Annotated in this window: 20 protein-coding genes and 1 pseudogene; all 21 read right to left on the reverse strand. The window is 48.0% G+C overall.

What is annotated here, in order from left to right; all coding sequences use genetic code 11:
- Positions 1-116 precede the first annotated feature (116 nt).
- The 21 genes and pseudogenes from KQX66_RS37150 to KQX66_RS00100 all read right to left on the reverse strand — a co-directional run bounded on the left by KQX66_RS37150 (position 117) and on the right by KQX66_RS00100 (position 16066).
- A complete protein-coding gene (locus tag KQX66_RS37150; RefSeq protein ID WP_253956823.1) occupies positions 117-314 on the reverse strand; it encodes a hypothetical protein in 198 nt (65 codons plus the stop codon).
- Between the two features lie 87 nt (positions 315-401).
- A pseudogene (locus KQX66_RS38135) lies at positions 402-755 on the reverse strand (M23 family metallopeptidase); the annotation flags it as partial.
- Positions 756-770: 15 nt separating this feature from the next.
- Entirely contained in the window at positions 771-1505 is a 735-nt protein-coding gene (locus KQX66_RS00010) for a glycoside hydrolase family 19 protein (RefSeq protein ID WP_216788373.1), read from the reverse strand.
- Positions 1498-2013: a hypothetical protein gene (locus KQX66_RS00015; RefSeq protein ID WP_216788375.1), complete on the reverse strand. Its 516-nt coding sequence runs from the start codon at positions 2011-2013 to the stop codon at positions 1498-1500. Before KQX66_RS00015 ends, KQX66_RS00010 begins: the two co-directional genes overlap by 8 nt.
- Positions 2010-2327: a hypothetical protein gene (locus KQX66_RS00020; protein WP_216788377.1), complete on the reverse strand. Its 318-nt coding sequence runs from the start codon at positions 2325-2327 to the stop codon at positions 2010-2012. Before KQX66_RS00020 ends, KQX66_RS00015 begins: the two co-directional genes overlap by 4 nt.
- A gap of 7 nt (positions 2328-2334) precedes the next feature.
- A complete protein-coding gene (locus KQX66_RS00025) occupies positions 2335-2571 on the reverse strand; it encodes a hemolysin XhlA family protein (protein ID WP_216788379.1) in 237 nt (78 codons plus the stop codon).
- 57 nt (positions 2572-2628) lie between these two features.
- Positions 2629-3858: an SGNH/GDSL hydrolase family protein gene (locus KQX66_RS00030; protein ID WP_253956824.1), complete on the reverse strand. Its 1230-nt coding sequence runs from the start codon at positions 3856-3858 to the stop codon at positions 2629-2631.
- A 52-nt stretch (positions 3859-3910) separates the two neighbouring features.
- The gene (locus tag KQX66_RS00035) at positions 3911-4171 is read right to left on the reverse strand and encodes a hypothetical protein (RefSeq protein ID WP_216788381.1); all 261 of its coding nucleotides are present in this window, start codon (positions 4169-4171) and stop codon (positions 3911-3913) included.
- 6 nt (positions 4172-4177) lie between these two features.
- Positions 4178-4651 (reverse strand): hypothetical protein, encoded by a 474-nt coding sequence (locus KQX66_RS00040; protein WP_216788384.1) that lies wholly within the window; start codon positions 4649-4651, stop codon positions 4178-4180.
- The gene (locus tag KQX66_RS00045) at positions 4648-6033 is read right to left on the reverse strand and encodes a hypothetical protein (RefSeq protein ID WP_216788385.1); all 1386 of its coding nucleotides are present in this window, start codon (positions 6031-6033) and stop codon (positions 4648-4650) included. Before KQX66_RS00045 ends, KQX66_RS00040 begins: the two co-directional genes overlap by 4 nt.
- Before the next feature lie 2 nt (positions 6034-6035).
- Positions 6036-6587: a putative phage tail protein gene (locus tag KQX66_RS00050; RefSeq protein WP_216788388.1), complete on the reverse strand. Its 552-nt coding sequence runs from the start codon at positions 6585-6587 to the stop codon at positions 6036-6038.
- Between the two features lie 13 nt (positions 6588-6600).
- On the reverse strand, positions 6601-7719 hold the full coding sequence (locus KQX66_RS00055; RefSeq protein WP_216788390.1) for a baseplate J/gp47 family protein: 1119 nt from the start codon (positions 7717-7719) through the stop codon (positions 6601-6603).
- Positions 7720-7721: 2 nt separating this feature from the next.
- Entirely contained in the window at positions 7722-8111 is a 390-nt protein-coding gene (locus tag KQX66_RS00060) for a DUF2634 domain-containing protein (protein ID WP_253956825.1), read from the reverse strand.
- Entirely contained in the window at positions 8108-8383 is a 276-nt protein-coding gene (locus tag KQX66_RS00065; RefSeq protein WP_216788393.1) for a hypothetical protein, read from the reverse strand. Before KQX66_RS00065 ends, KQX66_RS00060 begins: the two co-directional genes overlap by 4 nt.
- The gene (locus tag KQX66_RS00070; RefSeq protein WP_216788395.1) at positions 8380-9504 is read right to left on the reverse strand and encodes a phage late control D family protein; all 1125 of its coding nucleotides are present in this window, start codon (positions 9502-9504) and stop codon (positions 8380-8382) included. Before KQX66_RS00070 ends, KQX66_RS00065 begins: the two co-directional genes overlap by 4 nt.
- Entirely contained in the window at positions 9497-10093 is a 597-nt protein-coding gene (locus KQX66_RS00075; protein ID WP_216788397.1) for a LysM peptidoglycan-binding domain-containing protein, read from the reverse strand. Before KQX66_RS00075 ends, KQX66_RS00070 begins: the two co-directional genes overlap by 8 nt.
- A gap of 3 nt (positions 10094-10096) precedes the next feature.
- Positions 10097-13276: a phage tail tape measure protein gene (locus KQX66_RS00080; protein WP_216788399.1), complete on the reverse strand. Its 3180-nt coding sequence runs from the start codon at positions 13274-13276 to the stop codon at positions 10097-10099.
- A 72-nt stretch (positions 13277-13348) separates the two neighbouring features.
- Positions 13349-13519, reverse strand: a complete 171-nt coding sequence (locus tag KQX66_RS00085) for a hypothetical protein (protein ID WP_157999776.1) — start codon at positions 13517-13519, stop codon at positions 13349-13351.
- A 210-nt stretch (positions 13520-13729) separates the two neighbouring features.
- Positions 13730-14083: a hypothetical protein gene (locus KQX66_RS00090; RefSeq protein ID WP_216788401.1), complete on the reverse strand. Its 354-nt coding sequence runs from the start codon at positions 14081-14083 to the stop codon at positions 13730-13732.
- A 12-nt stretch (positions 14084-14095) separates the two neighbouring features.
- The gene (locus KQX66_RS00095) at positions 14096-14530 is read right to left on the reverse strand and encodes a hypothetical protein (RefSeq protein ID WP_216788403.1); all 435 of its coding nucleotides are present in this window, start codon (positions 14528-14530) and stop codon (positions 14096-14098) included.
- A gap of 3 nt (positions 14531-14533) precedes the next feature.
- Positions 14534-16066 carry a phage tail sheath protein gene (locus KQX66_RS00100; RefSeq protein ID WP_216788404.1) on the reverse strand — a complete coding sequence of 511 codons (1533 nt, stop codon included), beginning with the start codon at positions 16064-16066 and terminating at the stop codon, positions 14534-14536.
- Positions 16067-16071: the final 5 nt, after the last annotated feature.

The raw sequence follows: 16071 nt of genomic DNA on the forward strand, positions 1-16071 counted from the left end.
GAATTAGCAGTATTATTGGTGAGTGTTTCGAGGATTAATTGTAGAAAATAAAAGCAAATCCTCCGCCTGTCGGATGGATTTGCTTTTATTTTTGAGAAGAACCGAAGTAATCTTTGTTACTTAGTCATTGGCTGGCCCGAAGCCTTCCGCAGCTCATCCGCCAGCCAATGAACATAATTGGCCTGCTGTTCATACGCTGCGGCCGCGGTGCCGTCTCCAGCCTGTTCTGCCTCCTGCCGCTTTGCGTCCAGCTCCTTCCATGCCGGACTCAGCCAAGTGTCAATGATCGTATCTTTCACTCCTACGTCTAACATGGGCTTCTCCGCCTCCTTTAGATATGCTGCCAAGTATTCTCCGGGGTCCACATGTGTCCCATAGCCGTAACTCGGCGCGTCCTTTGACCTGACTTCATAGTGTAGGTGTGACCCGGTGCTTCGGCCGGTTGTCCCCTGATTCCCGACAATATCGCCTTTTGAAAGCTTCTGCCCCTTCCGGACCGCGACCGAATCTAGGTGGCAATAACAATGAATATATCCCGCGTCATCCCGCAGCGCAACCACGTTCCCGTAGCCTCCGAATCCCGTGCCCGCAACGCCTTCGCCTGCAAAAAGAACAACCCCACCAACAAAGGCGGGGATTGGATATCGGTGATATTTTACGAGGTCAATGCCAGTGTGAAACGATCGGCTGCCGTTGAACGGATCAGACCGGTATCCGTACGGGCTTGTGATTTTCCAGCCTTCGAAAACGTTCATATTGTCGCTCGCCTCCTACTGTTCCGGCTGTCCAGACGCACGGCGCAATGCATTCGCAAGCGTCCGCTGCCAGTCTCGGAGTTTCCCCGCAGCTTCCGCCCCCTCGGTATCTCCTGAGGCGAGTGCCGCCTGATACGAAGCATCATGAGCCGCATATGCCGGTTTAAGGTATCCGTCAATGATGTTGTTTGCGATTTCTTCTTTCAACACTGGTTCGCCCGCCTCCTCGTTTTGGTTAATCCATCTCTGATACAGCGCCTGTCGATCTGCCAACCCGTTATACCCGCCATTGACGCGCCGAGTAATTTGCTGGAGGGTCGCTCCGCTGTCTACCAATTGGTTCATCCCGGCAGCAGACCACCAAAATCCCGCAGAAGACCATGGGTATGTGGCGGCAACGTAATCGACACCCTGCATGACTGTGGCGTCGCCAATATGGTTAGCGAAGCGCTGATAATTGGCACGTCCGGTCAACTGGATATACCCAGCGCCTTTGTACCGGGGACCGTCACCAGGATTGACGTTGCCAAGATCAATCCGGCCCTCATATGCTACTCCGCTGGCAAGTTCTTTTGTATACAGCCCCAATCCCGATTCATGCCCACATTGACTCATAAAATGGGCTATCCTGTCCGGTGTGGTGATGTCATACCGAGTTAATGCATCGTTCAAATCATCGATCACGGCAATGGTCATGTTTCTCCATCCGAAATTCGCAAGTTGTTCTGCCGATACCCATTGCTTACTCATTGGCCGACTGCTCCTCTCGCTTCTGATGCTGCCGCACTCTTTCCATAGCCTCCTCGAAGGATTCCCCGTCCTGCGGAATCGGATTACATCCGGGCAGCGCAAGCTTCTGCATCATGAATTCGCCGATCGGCAGATTGTGGATGCCGGTTCCGCCGTCTACTTCATCGCTCGTACCGGTATGATGATCTTGGCATAGGACCATCATGTTTCGAATATCGTCGATCGATGTGATCGAACTTTGTTTCAACAACCTGCCATACCCGTACACGTCCCACTCCTCACAAAACTCTTTCAATTTCTCGAAGTCTACGAGATTCGCGAACATATGATATATCCGGTGGTGCACCTGAAGTTCATGGACCGATCCGCAAATGTAGCAGCGATAGAGGCCGTCTTCCTTCAGCCGATGTTTTACTGCTCGGAACTCGGGAGTCTCCTCTCGTTCGGCCTTGTCCGGGTCAATGACAAACACACGCAGCGTGCGCTTTTCAATGTGCGCTGGTATCATGTGGTTTCCCCTTTCTTACTTTTGCTTCTGGGCGGACTAATTGATTTATTTTGTATCTGCGCTGCTGCAGAGGCAACGAGAAACGAGTTGGCAAATGTCAGCCCGTAAACTCGCCAGTCTGCCGCGCTAGCTCCAGTAGCGAATTGCGCGGCCAGCAGGACGAAGAAAGCCACGATAACGGCAAATATATCCGTGGGGAGGCTAAAGATTCGATCCAAAAAAGATTTGAAGTATTGGACAAAGAAAAAGGTCAACAAAGAAGCCCCTCCCATAGCGGAAAGGGCCTCCCATGTGAAGAACTGGCTTTCTTGCATGAATGAATCACGCTCCTTTTAACTTAAAAATCAGAGTTATGGCCCCTACAATCAACGCACCGATTATGGTGGTCGCAGCCCAAAAGATTGTCTTTTCAACCCGATCGAGTCGGTGGTGTGCCGACTTGGTGGATTGCAATGCTTCTTGTGCTATGTCTCTGGCGCTATTCATCAAATCAAGCTTTGTCTCAACTCGTGTAAGCCGCTGTAAAATTTCTTGTGTTTCATCAGGCTGTGGTGACATCTGAAACCCCTCTCCGCCCGGTTACTGGGCAATAGAAATAATCCCGATTGCTCAGGGCTACATTTTGAACTTTGATAGATCAATCTTTGCGGCCATCCGTGCATGTCCCACAGCTCCAGGGTGAATGCCGTCGCTTCCAAGCACTGCCGGGTCCCATTCCCAAGGTTTTTCTGGATTCCTCAAAACCTTTGCAGTATCGAAAACTCCGGCGATTAGATCAGGTCTCGGGTTCGACAACAGCCACTCGTTGGCTTTCATGACATCCCCGTTCATCGCGAAGGCTGGGTTCACGGGGCTCATGTCCGTTTTTGATACGGTTCTCGGGGGAATCGTACAAACGAAATTCTTGAGCCCATAGTCGCTAAGCAGCTGCAAAAGCGCAATCAGGTCCGTTTGAAACTGCGCCAAGTTTTTATTGAGGAAATCATTGGTACCGTAGTGAATCACCGAGTGGGTGCAGTATTTCGCGAGGCGCATGCGGAACCTGCAAGCCGTACCAGAGAAGCCATAGCTGCTTTCGTTCCCCTTTGCTACGCGAATCCACGGTATCTCTTTTCCAAGTGCAAATGGAAGGAATCCTCTGTCTTGTGGATTGTCCTGAGCCCCGCCGAGGATTGAGTCGCCTACACCGAAAATCGCAGGCGTCGGCTCCTTCGGCCTTCCAACGATGGCAACCGGATGATGGACAAACTGGCCGTGTGTATCCGTGGCTCCGGAATCCACTACGTCTCCGTTTTTCATTCCTTCTCCCCGGTTTGAGTATGCAACTTGTCCGCGTGGGAATTTCCCACCATCAGGAACGGACACACCTGTATAAACGTAGAGGCCATCGCCCTTTTTGCCACGGATACCGGTACCAGTCGATTCAACAAGCCCTCCCGGCTCTATCACCATCTCACGTGATCCATTTGGACCGAACACTTCGGTCCTTGTTGTGTTGCCAATCGGATACTCGATAGAAGCCTTGTCAGTGATCTTATTGGGTGTAAGCTGATCAAAATCGTAATAATTCCCGTAGATAAGGGCCACATCGGTGCAATCACAAGCGAATTCATGGTACGTTTTGCTCGTTTGTATAGTCACGGCTGGATCATCCGGTTTGGTAGGATACAACCCAGCGCCGAGATGACTGCCTCGTGTTGCCACGGCTTGAATCGAACGTTTTGATACTTCTCGCGACCTCATTTCCGGCTCTTCGGGATCAAATGTTTCATACATCTCGCCAGGCGCAATCAGTTTGCCATAAGCGTCATAAACATAACTTCCATTTTTATTAATCCTGAACATAAGAACACCTCATAAAAAAATTAGCCCCGCTAGGAACGGGGCCAATCTGAAATTACTTCACTACCGGCCTGTAAGCCGGATCTTCAGCTGTCTTCCTTGACACGATATTGTCGTATTCTTGTTGATTGATCCAACCCTCCGCCAAAGCTCTGTCCAAATCATCAATGTAATAGTTTCGCGCTGCATAACCGGCCACGTCTGAATGATAGCTCTCCGGAATGCCCTTGAAACCATTCCGTGCTGTGAATCTCTCCTTTCCGAAAATATTGATATTGCGGGAGTATGTGGAGACGAGAAACGGTAAGTTTGCCATGATGATCTACTCTCCTTTGGTCATGATGTATTCCATAAACGCCTGAAGGTCGGCGCTGACGGCTGCTGCATGCTCTTCCTGCTTTTTTAGTTTCAAAGCCAGCTCGACATTAGCTTTGTTGAGCTCGTCAATAACCTGCTTGTCTGTCTTCCCGAGAAGATGCCGCTTATCCGTGAATATCTTCGGATCAAACGGATCACCGGGACGGAATTCGCCTTTTGAGGTAGACCAGTAATACCTCGTTTCATAAAGGATTGTTTCCCCTTCTATAGGATCGCCTTTTTCGTCGTATCCTGTGATAGCTTTGAATCTAGCGGTTTCCACCTGTTCTGAACAAATCTTCCCGTCATCGGTGACAAGAACGTCGTGTGTGACTCCCCGGGCAGCTCCTGTCGCTCCAATGATATCTTGGCCGTCGATAAACTGTACGTTATCAACGAACCCGGCATATTTTCCGTTTTTGTACAAGACTGCAATCACCGAATCACGCCTCCTCCGGCAGTATTTTCAGCGGTAGTACCGCCCGGCTGCGACGCGTATTTCCCGATAGTAGAGGCATCAAACGCTCCAAGGGCATAAGTGTTTCCATTACCAGAATTAGTCGAACTGAACACTACAGAAACGTCGGCAGCCGAGATTGCGAATTGGCGATTTGAAATTTCACAACTACTCACTGTTACAAGGCTTCGAAGAGCGAAAATACCAATTATCCCAGTTGCTACCGCGTTCGTTCTGCAAAGGATTATGTTGGCGTTAGTACAGTTATAAACCTGAACAGCCGCCGCGCTGGAACTGGATAACTTAAACCCTCGGATAGTTACTTTTGAATTGTTGTTTTGGAGCACATAGTTATTTACTTGGTAGTTATCAGAAAGCATCGTGTCTCCAAGAATATCCAGAAAGCCCTTCCCGATAAAGCCGCTCACATATACAGTTTCGTTGTATACGCCTGGCGCAACGTTAATTGTTGTCGCATGATTTAATATTTGGGGAAGGCGATTTACAGCGGCCTGTATCGTTCGCAGCGCTGTCCCCGACGTCAGACCATCGTTTGCATCATTTCCAGTTGGCGAGACATACAACGTGATGTTTCCGCTGCTCGCTGAAATAGCTCCGTCATCTACCGAAGCTCCCGATAATACCAAACGGTTCGTGGTACCGGAAGGCTGCGAACCTTCCACGCCAATACTTGATCCATGTGCGGATTGGATACCATACACGTTGCCCGTTCCCGAACAAAATCCGGCGTGTACCTTGCTCGCGTAGTCGCTGAAAATTGCAGCCTTTTTTGACGAGATTACGGCCGAATAAATAAATGCGGTGGATTTCTCAAAGTATACGCCGTCATAGGACGTATCGACATTCACCGATTTAATGGCGTTCATTTGTAAGTTTGTGCAACCACGAACATAGAAGGCACAACCGAAAACATCATGCTTCCCTGTCGCTTCCGCTGTATCAAAAAATGTACGCACCGTAACGCAATCGAACGCAAATGCCTTTGCCGAATAGTAGGATGACGAATCGGTTCCTTTTATCCACAGAGCTCCCGCGCCTGTAAATCCAGCTATCGTCACATCTTCGTTGTAGTTACCCGCCGCTATGATAATTTCGTAAAGATGATTAATAACTTGCGGCACGCTGTTCACAGCCTTTTGGATCGTCTTGAAGGCTGTAGCCGCTGTTTTTCCGTCGTTCGCGTCATTGCCTGTTGTAACATTTACATAGAGTTTCAACGATGAAGTGGTTTTCGTCGGCACGCTGGCATCAAGAATATCCCAGTTGCTGTTTAACACATCTATATCAGCCATTTCATTTTGAGCTGGTTTTTTTAGGCCTAATAATGGTGTAATTACCGGCAAAGTCAAAACCTCCTTGTCTTCAATTGCTCCCACGTTCCTTGTTTCACATCTGCCCATGTTGTTCGTTTGACTTCACCCCATGTGGTATAGGAGAAAATCCACTCCTTTCCGACATGCGCCCGAGTTACCTCCTCAACAAACTCTTGAATTTGCTTAAAACCCGGTGGTTCACCATATGGACTTATAATTCGTATTTTCATAATCGATTGCCCCGGAATAGTCGTGATCTCTGCTTCCAACCCATAAGAACGAAGAGCATTTAATAGATCCTCTTTAGTGATCGGCCGTGCCTGCTCCCTCATTCTCGCTATAATGCTGGACCGCCGAATATCAAGCGGTATCGACGGATCAGAAGGTATCCCATACTCATCCTCTCGCAGAGGAATTGTGTCGACCGCAGTAAGGACCCTAGATTCATTTTTGACCTGCTGTAGCAAGTTGTTCATTTGATCGAGAGTTTTTCCAAGTCCCTCAAAAAGCTTCTTATTCCCTGGATGCTTTGGATTCAACCAACGGTGCGGAAAAAAGCTCATCAAAAATGATGAGAAGTTCATGAAAATCACCCACTCAGGATATTGATATCGTCCCCGGGACTGCCATTTCAACATTTCCTAAAGCACGGTTGGTCGCCGGGGCCGTCACACTGAAATCAACCAGTACTGGTTTCTGACTTAGGTCTGTTTTATCAAAAGCATTCTTAGCCGTTGTAATGATGTCTACGACCCGGACAACACGATCTTTGTTTGCCTGTTTTGAAATGTATGTGCTGATCGCATCTTTCACAATGGGGGTTCCTGTGGCAACAGTATAACCTGCAGCCCAGATACAGTTGGAAAGTGAAACGTTGATAGAAACAGATGTCGGCGCGATCACTTTAACTCCACCTTCTGCAATATCAGCCGGCGTTTTCGTATCGATGTAACTTTGGCAAGTTTGGACCAGCTCAGCACCTGGTACTCCATTCGCACCGGTGATCACAATATCAACTGTGCCGTTTCCTCTGTTTCGAGGAAGGACCAGTGCAGAAACTACGCCTTCAACGCTCTCCGCCCAAATTTTATAATCCGATGCCGTTCCCCCGCGGCCAGGATTCCGCTTTCTCTCAAGAATCCGTGCTCTGTAGGATTCATCGTCCTCTTGCCCAGCCCCAGCCGTGACTAGAACAGAATCCGTCACGGAATCAAAGCCTGCCTGCGCGACCAAGTTGATTGCTCCATTTGGAACAGTTCCGACCGACCCGGATTCCGTGCATTCGACTTTGACATTGACCGAGGATTGGCCTAACAATATCTTAGCGTCCTGCTTAGGTAAAACCCGGAACTGAACCGGGGGACTGCTGCTGTAAGGAGTTGTTGTAACAAGGAAAAAGTCCGGCACGGGAGTATCAACGGTAACCGGACTTGATTTTCGTAATGTAACCTGGTGAACTGCCTTCGTTGCTTGCTTACGATCGACACCGTATTCATAGCCAATCTCATCAAGCTTTGTTCCTTTTGCCCCCTTAACCGTGAATTGCTCGTAGACCAGTTTGAGGACCACGACAAACCCATAAATAGCCTCGCGCAACCCTATTAGGAGGTGCTTCACTGCCCATTGATTGGGCAAATCTGAAATTGTCTTACCTGGGCCAAGGAGGTTTTCGACAAGTTTTTGCGTAATCTCATCTTTCGACGGGAACTGAATCACGTCTATATCACCTCCATTTTAAGACTAATCTCCCTTGGTATAGTTTCACCTTGCAAGAGATACTTAGCAAATAGAATCTTTTTCCCGCTTGTTTCTTCCAATTCGATACGGCATTCAAGTACCTGTTCAATCCATCCATCCCCAACACGCAACAAAGTTGCTTTGGCCTCAGCTTCTGCCTTCTTCTTGTTCTCATCATTGAAAGGTTTAGATAGATACATTTGTAGCCGGCTACCATAATCAGCGAAAAACACACTCTCACCCAAGTCAGTGATCAATCTGAGATAGGCCTGCTGCTGTACATTGTCTTCTCCACTTACCGTCGCAATGTTATCTCCTTCCCAGACAAACTCTCCATTCAAAATCAAGAAATCAGCACCGAAATTCATCATTCATCACCATCCAAGAGCCCTAAAACAACATATTGCTCGTCACCTTGGTCACCACGAATTGCTGCAGCAAGAACTTCCTGGTCCACTTTGTACGGCCAAACAGGGTCAGTCACTCGTAACACGCGGCACCAACCTGTCTCTGTGCCCCATGGTTCGATTACAAGTTTCAGGCTTCTAGTGTTTTGATCTACAGCTGCGACCGTGGCAAATACGATCGGTGATTGAGGTAGTGCGTCGTCCACGGATCTTCTTTGATTAGAAAATAAATTCATCCGAACGTCCCTCCTTCTTCTAGAGGAAGATTGGTGAAAGTAACTTCGGATCGAATACCTTCATCCTTTGAGCCCGTGATCGATACTTTAGGAACAAAATAGTTGCCATTAAGCCCCTGACCAACACCAGATATTGCAATTTTCCGGTCATTCGATAACTCCGGAAACCAATCGGTTGAAAATGACCCATAGACCTGATTTTTTGAAAGCTCAGCCAAAATTGCCCGAGCCTGCTGCTGACATTGGTCACGAGTCCGATTTGGATAGTAGTACCGTAAGGTGTATTTATGTCCGCTGCTCGAACCCCGCATCGTGGCCTTTTCGATGATTCGACGTCCGCCCTTCTTTTTTCCTGGAGCCCAAGAAATCACCTCGACGGTCAAGTTCCTTGCAGCGTTTGGCGCCCGTTCGATTCGAAATGGCTCGTCAACATTGAATCCCCATGAGAAAGGGATTGGCTCAAGATCAAATCCGGGCAGTTCACTGTTTGGACCAAAGAACCATTCTTTTCCCTTCACTCGTGTGGTGAATTCCTCTGCTTGAGCCAAATATAAAACAAAGTCCCAATGTGAGACCTCTCGCTTCATATTGACGTGGTCGTCCTTGGCGTACTCACCGATCAGTTTTGATGTCTCCTCTGGTACCACAGGCGTCAACCCGTGCTGCATCGCAATTTGTTTGAATGCCGCTGTACTAGTCAAGTTCTGCCACTTTGCCGTCTCCTTGAAGTCGAATGGCCGAGAAGCATACGACCGACCACGAATTGATACTATTTCACCCTGCTGTTTCGAGAAATCCCATGTCGGGTGATCCATCGGCCCCTCTATCAACAAAGATAATGGACCTTCCCCTTCAAAGCCTGCTTCTATGGCGATGATTGCAGCACCGGTGACGAGGTCGGCCGATCTGTCTGGGCCGCTGAAAAGCAACTCATCTCTCGGCTGCTCAGATACCTCCCAAGGTAATGTGACATCGAATGTATCGACAGCTCCAAGACCATTCAGATCAACAGAAAAACTGATCCAATCATTCACCCGCCGGCCATTGATGGTTATGTTTACGATCGGTTTTCCAGTCGGTCGGAACGGCCCCGACCGATTAATGAGTGGATCTCTAAACATTTATCTTCAACTCCATTCCCGGCAAAATCCAATTAGGTCCTCCGGTCAGAACATCGAGGTTGTCCTGATATATTTGCTCTACGAGATTCGCGTTCTTGCCTGCCGTCTCCCTTCTGGCTATTTTCCACAACGTATCTCCATCCTTTACGACATAGGTCTTCCCTTGTTGCACGGAAGAAGATTCGGCATACTGAACTGCGGCCTTATCTATGGAATCTACCAGTTGTGTGGCAGACTTCTGGCGTAGATCAACAACGTGAATTAGGGTGATTGTGAAAGGAATTCTTGTGTCGCTTTTGTAATCCGGATAGAATTCCTTGATTATGATCGGAAAGGAAAATTTGTCGCAAGAGAACTCAACCGGTTTACCCGCTGTTCTCATCAATCCTAAACTCATCATGCGATCGTAGGCATCTTCACCGATGAACATACCGCTCCATGTAATCGGGCGATATGATGGACCCATGTCTTGGATTGAAACACTCCCCCCGGGAAAAGGCCGGATTGCTAACATTTGTTCTCCGCCGCGATTTATGAAGTCCGGCTTTTCCCAGTCTTTCAACTCAAATTCACCTATAGCCACTCGCATGGATCAATACCCCCTTGCTAGGCCGCGGGCGCCGATTGTCAGGTTTGCTCGCTGAGACTCGGCGTCAAGTCTACGTCTAACCATTGTATATAGGCGCTCAACAAAATCATCTGCACTTTCCCCAGGTTGCTGATGAACTTCCCCGACCAAAGGTCCCTGGATAATAACGCCTCCGCCGCCGGCTGGAGATGGCTTGCTGACACTAATATTAGTCGCTCCCCGACCAGGCCCTTGAACTTGAACAGCATCAAACAACGATGTGGAAGCACTCTTCACAAGCCCTACCTGATCCATTATGCCGATTGCCACGCCTTGGGTGATATTGTTCCCTTTCTCCATCATTACGCGAGAAGGAGAATTAATGCCGGCTTTCTTCGTGAACGGATCTTTCACATACTCGTCCCATAGCTGGCCCATGGTAGTCTTGACGTTCTCCCAGGAGTCTTTTATCCCACTGACCAGTCCATCGACGATGTCCAATCCCCACTGTTTCGCTGCTTCTTTCCATGTGCCAGCAAGCTTCATAATACCTTCCCAACCCTCGCTGAAGAGTCGCTTTATGTCGGACCATAGCTTCGAGCCCATCTCTTTCATTGCTTTCCATGCCCCAGACCAGTCGCCTCGTAAAACATTTAATCCGATCTTTATCATGCCGGTAATGTAGTCCCACCAGAAGGTAATGACATTTTTAATATTCGTCCAGGCAACCTCAACAACCTCAGAAACCGTGCTCCATGTGAGTTTCATCGTAGCCCAGATTACTTTCCCAGCAAATTCAATCCCTATCCAGATGTTTTTCAAATTGTACAGGACAACATCACGAATCCCGGGCCAGATGAAGCTTATAAAATTCCAAATGGTGGTGAGGTAAGTTTTAACGCTTTGCCACCAAAAATTTGCCACACCACCGACTATATATTTTATATCCGGCCAAACCTCATTCGTAAAAGCTGATATCTGAGACCACGCACTTTTCAACGTGTTCCATACTTCCCGGATGGGTCCGGATACAGACGGCCCAATACTCCCCCATGCAGAAGCAATGCCGCTCTTCACCTTTTCCCAGATGCCAGAGGAATATCCAGGAATGCCCGACCATGTCGAGGTTATCGACCCCCATAAAGAAGAAAGACCGCTCATAACGCCGCCAAACATATTTTTTCCCCACTGTTTAGCTGCGTCAACTGCGGTACCAAAGACGCGTGTTATTCCGGAAAGACCGTCGGTAAAGAGCTGCTTTACATTGGACCATAGCTTTGAAGTTGTTTCTTTCATAGCATCCCCGGCACCCGCCCAGTCCCCTTGCAGTAGCTTCACGCCAACTTTCACGATTCCGGATATAAAGTCAACCGTAAGCTTGATATAGTCCTTAATCAGCGTCCATACGACGATGGCTTCTTCCTTGACGATGGTCCAAACGAATTTGAGGGTGTACCAAATCGCCATTGCCGTCGTTTTCACTTCAAACCAAATGAACTTAATATGAATGGATACGATGGCGCTAATGTACGGCCACACGTCCGAAACAATGCTTTTTACTTGGGGCCATATCTCATTGAAAAACGACGCTATGGAGCTGAATCCGCCAATCACTGAGCTCTTTATTTCGCTTGCAGCACCTGTGATATGTGGCTTAATAGAATCCCATACCGAAAGGGTCGCTGACTTTACTGAGCCCCACACGCTGCTCACATAAGGACTTATAGAGTCCCAGTTCTTATATATGAGGTATGCAGCCCCACCGATTGCTCCGATAGCCGCAACAACCCCGCCGCTGATAAGTGCGATGGACCCGAGGCCAATGCTTGCTGTAGCCAACGCCGTAGATAGGGCGCCAAATGCCGCTACACCAACCGTTATCGCTCCCCCAATTGCAAGAAAGGCAGTTGCTCCTAATGCAACCGCCGTAACTATCTTGATGACCTGAGGATGCTCCTTTGCCCAAGGAATAACACCTTCAAGGATGTCTTTTACAGCAGACAGGCCGGCCTTGACAGGTTCAAGGAATGGATCGCCAAATACCCGCTTTACGACGCTCCACGTTTCCGCGAAGGATTCAGCAATGCTCTTGGTATTCTGCATCTGCATGTCAACCTGCTGGTACATGTCGAGCTGGTTGTTAACATTCCCTTTGATGTCAGAGTAAACCTGACTTTGGTTCGCTAATGCGAGCGCGGTGTTTTTCCCTTGCTCCAGAAATACCTTACTCATCATGTTTTGGAACTGGTCAGGTCTGAATTTTTTAGACGTCTCCTGAAGGGTTTGAAATAGGAAATCAGATCCCTTGATCTTTCCAGATTCATTGAAAAAAATGCTAGTTCCGTCACCCTTCAACCAACCGAGCTCGGCCATTGCCTCTTTCTGTTTCTTCGTATGAGGAATAAGCCGGTCCAAGAAGTCCTTCGTAAATGTACCGGCCGATCCTCCGTCTTTCGTGTAAGTCCCTGTAGCAGCTACGAGAAGAGCTGTGTCCTCTGGAGTCATCCCTAGCGTCCCGGCTACTCCTGAAGCCGTAAGCATACCGGGAATGAGGCTTTTCATGTCCATTGTGGAAGCAGCTGCGGTTTTAGCGTAAAAGTTTACTGCTTCAAGGGTCCGGTCTCCATTCATGTTGAAGGCGGCCTTTTGTTTGGCTATGAAATCACCCGAAGACTGAGGATCGATATCTCCCAGTTGTGCGGAGTACATCGCCGCCGTCAAGCCGGAGTAATTATATTTTCCTTTTGCGTCCTTCGTGCCTAGAATGAACTCCTTGTCGATGCCACCTCTCAACATGCCGAGTGAGGTTTCGGCCGCGGCTTTATCGCTGAATTTTGTTGCGATCCCCAACTTCTCGAATCCAAGAGTCAAATCATCTAAAGTCTGCTTAATTTCTCCAGCTTTATTTTTGTCTAGCAGATCCTTTCCGAACGCCGCCATTTTTACATTGGTCATAACGTCCTCAAAATCCGCTGCCGCTTTGGTTGCGCCAATAACCGCATCGGTGACGGCATTAAATCCTAGGGCCCCGGCAATTCCAACGGCACCACCGACCCAGCCCATTGTTTTAAAGCTCTCCATTTTCTTCTTGGCGTCGTCAGAGGCTTTTTCCATTAGTTTGAAATTCCCGATAATTCCCTTGATACCAGACGAAATGTGATCAGCCAAAGAGATGCTAATCGCTAAATCAAGAATCGAACTCATTCGTATTTTCACCCCCTTAGGAAAAATAAAAAGAGACACTCTTTCGAGTGCCTCCCTATCGCATAAGCAGTGTTATTTTTGTTTCAAACCACAGTCTTTTCTTTGTTCATCCCATACCTGGCATTGCTCTTTTATACACATTGCAAACTTATTACTACCCCTGTTTGATGGTAAAGTTTGAGTAAAAAGAAACGGACATGCTTTGGCTGTTGGATATTCTTCAACCTTTTTAGAACCAAACATCGCTGATCCCTCCCACAACCAATTGTATAATTTCCAGTAAACTTCCTCAACCTGCAAATTCATAGATTTGCATTTTCAGGAAGCCCTCCGATTATGTATCAGAGGACGCCCGTTCGTTCCATTCGTTTGTTATGATGATAGATGCAAGGACCTCAACTTCATCAAACCCCAGTGATTCGCTGAAAGAGATCCCTGCCCCGGATGCCAGCGCTAGTTCGATTCGTTGTCTGAACCATCGCTGTTCTGCAAGTTTTTTGCCGCTTCATCCAGCTTCTTTTGCGTTCCAACCGGCTGTGCTTTAGCCTCCAGTTCAGCCCATTCAGTATATGTGAAGTTGTCCATTAACTCATAGATTCCAGTCAAGTCTTCCGGCGTTTTAACTTTTTCACCTTCAATAGACTCAATGGCCACAATGGTCGATACAGCTACTGTGGACATAATGCCACCTAGGTTTTGACCGCCTTCACCGATACTTGCTGATAGCAATCGGCGTTCAATAAAGTGATGCTGGCCTTTTTTCTCGCGCAACCCGACTTTCTTGCCCGTAGAAAGAGTAATTTCCATGATTTCGTCCTCCTATTGTTTCACGCGACGTGTCGCGTGCCAGTTCAAATTGTTAGTGATCGGTTTACTCCCGCCATCAGATGAACGTTTATATCCGTCGAATGTAACTTCCTCATACTTGTACTTACGAACGGTGCCATCCTTATAGGTTTCAGAGGTAAAAATAACAAATTTCAGCGTGCCACCAAATTGGTCTTGATATTGCTGCTTCAAGTCAACAATATCGTCGTATGCTGTGTTTGGAGATTGGCCTTCGATCGTTCCCTTCCAGCCACTTTGCAGCACTTGCCGATGCTCAGTTTCTTCGCCGACAGGATGTTTCTTTTCCTCGCTGGTAATCTCCTCAACCGACCATTTCAAGATCTCAGGAGACTTTTGCAGGGCATTCCCCCGTTCGTCTGTGAAAGCAATAATAAGCTTTTTTCCTAGCAGTCCATCTTGTGCCATGGTTTACTTCACCTCCACATTCGTTCCGCCTTGGAAATTCAAGAGAATCCATTCTGCGGTATTGTAATGTTTCACCTTGATATTTTGAACGAATTGATCAATGGAAGTTGCCTTCGAATCAAACGTAATCGAATAAGAGTCGATTTTGCTAGTTTCGAGAGGATTCACTGGCTTGACCAGATTGTCAAAATAAGTCCGAATTCTCCGTTCGGCATCGTCTTTCATTTTCTTGGTTAATGCTTTCCCCTGCCATGGCGCCGCCACTGCTTCGAGAGCTTTTTCAATCCAGCTATTCAGCCGGCGCTTGTTTACTTTTCGATTTTCGTCATCCCGGATCACATTTCCGTCAACATCGGTCACGGCAAGGGTGTAATCATTTGCCATACGCCAAGCCAAAGAACCGTCTCCAACGGCCGACGGTTTTAATTGGAACGCAGCAATCTGACTCATGTAAAGCGTTGTGTAATCGTCCAGGTCAATTCCCTGATCTGAACCGACGATCCAAGGACATTCAATTGCGAGTCCGGAGTCCTCAACGTTTCCAATCGAATGCACGATCGCGGATAAGCATGAACCCGAGACCCATTGCCCACCGACTGATTTATATCGTCCGTAAACCATTTGCATGAAGTCGGTATCGAATGTTTTTCGATAGGTAACTGCCGCACCAACCGTGGTTGCTGTTCCTTGGCCGCAGTATGTCATGCAGTTGTATTTTTCACCGAATGTCTTCAAGGATGCATCGGCTGCTGCAGAAGAGTAGTCGATGTAGGCGACATCAGAAACTACGTTTCCGACAAGCTCCAGAAGCTTCAGACCAGTCCTTGCACCTGTTCCGGAATCAACTATTCCAATCCGATCGGCATCGGTCAGAGCTGCGCCGTTACTACCCCCGGTAAGCTGTGTTTTTGCTCTTACCGCGGGGATGGCTTGGGCTCGTGTTGCTGCCGCAGATTTCAAGTCCGTTACGACGAAATGTTCACTTGCTGCGTTAATGACCTTTTCCACATATCGGTTATCTGCCGGCTCCATACTCAAGTTGTCGTATGTTTCCATCCCGCCGATATCAGAACCCAAAATTAGCTTGAATGTGCCGACTACAGTTCCGTCCTGAACCTCAACGGTAAAGATATTCGCATATGTGCCCGGCCCAGCTTTCGGAATCACTTTCAGTGTATCCGCTGGTGTTGCTTGTCGATCTTTCAGGATTAAGGATGCCGTCGCATACCCAGTACCAAGCACCCTCACGAATACCGCTTTTTTAAAGCGTGCTCGATCCAGATGATCAAGTAAAGCATTGCCTTTTGCTGCTGCTGTGGTTAAACCGAGAATTGGCGCCGCAATTTCAACCAGACGTTTACTTGGCGTCTCGCTGATCATTACATATTGATTAAGAGGTCCGCGATCGAACTCACCAACAAAACCAAGAACAAAATCACTAGTAGCCGTATCATCCGATTGTGGAACGGCCAATTCATTGATGTATAGGCCAGGCGGAAATCCAGCTAAAGATTTAGCTCCGCGAAGAATAGTCAACGAGG

It is taken from the genome of Paenibacillus oleatilyticus, from assembly GCF_018998565.1.
GTDB classification, from domain to species: domain Bacteria; phylum Bacillota; class Bacilli; order Paenibacillales; family NBRC-103111; genus Paenibacillus_G; species Paenibacillus_G oleatilyticus.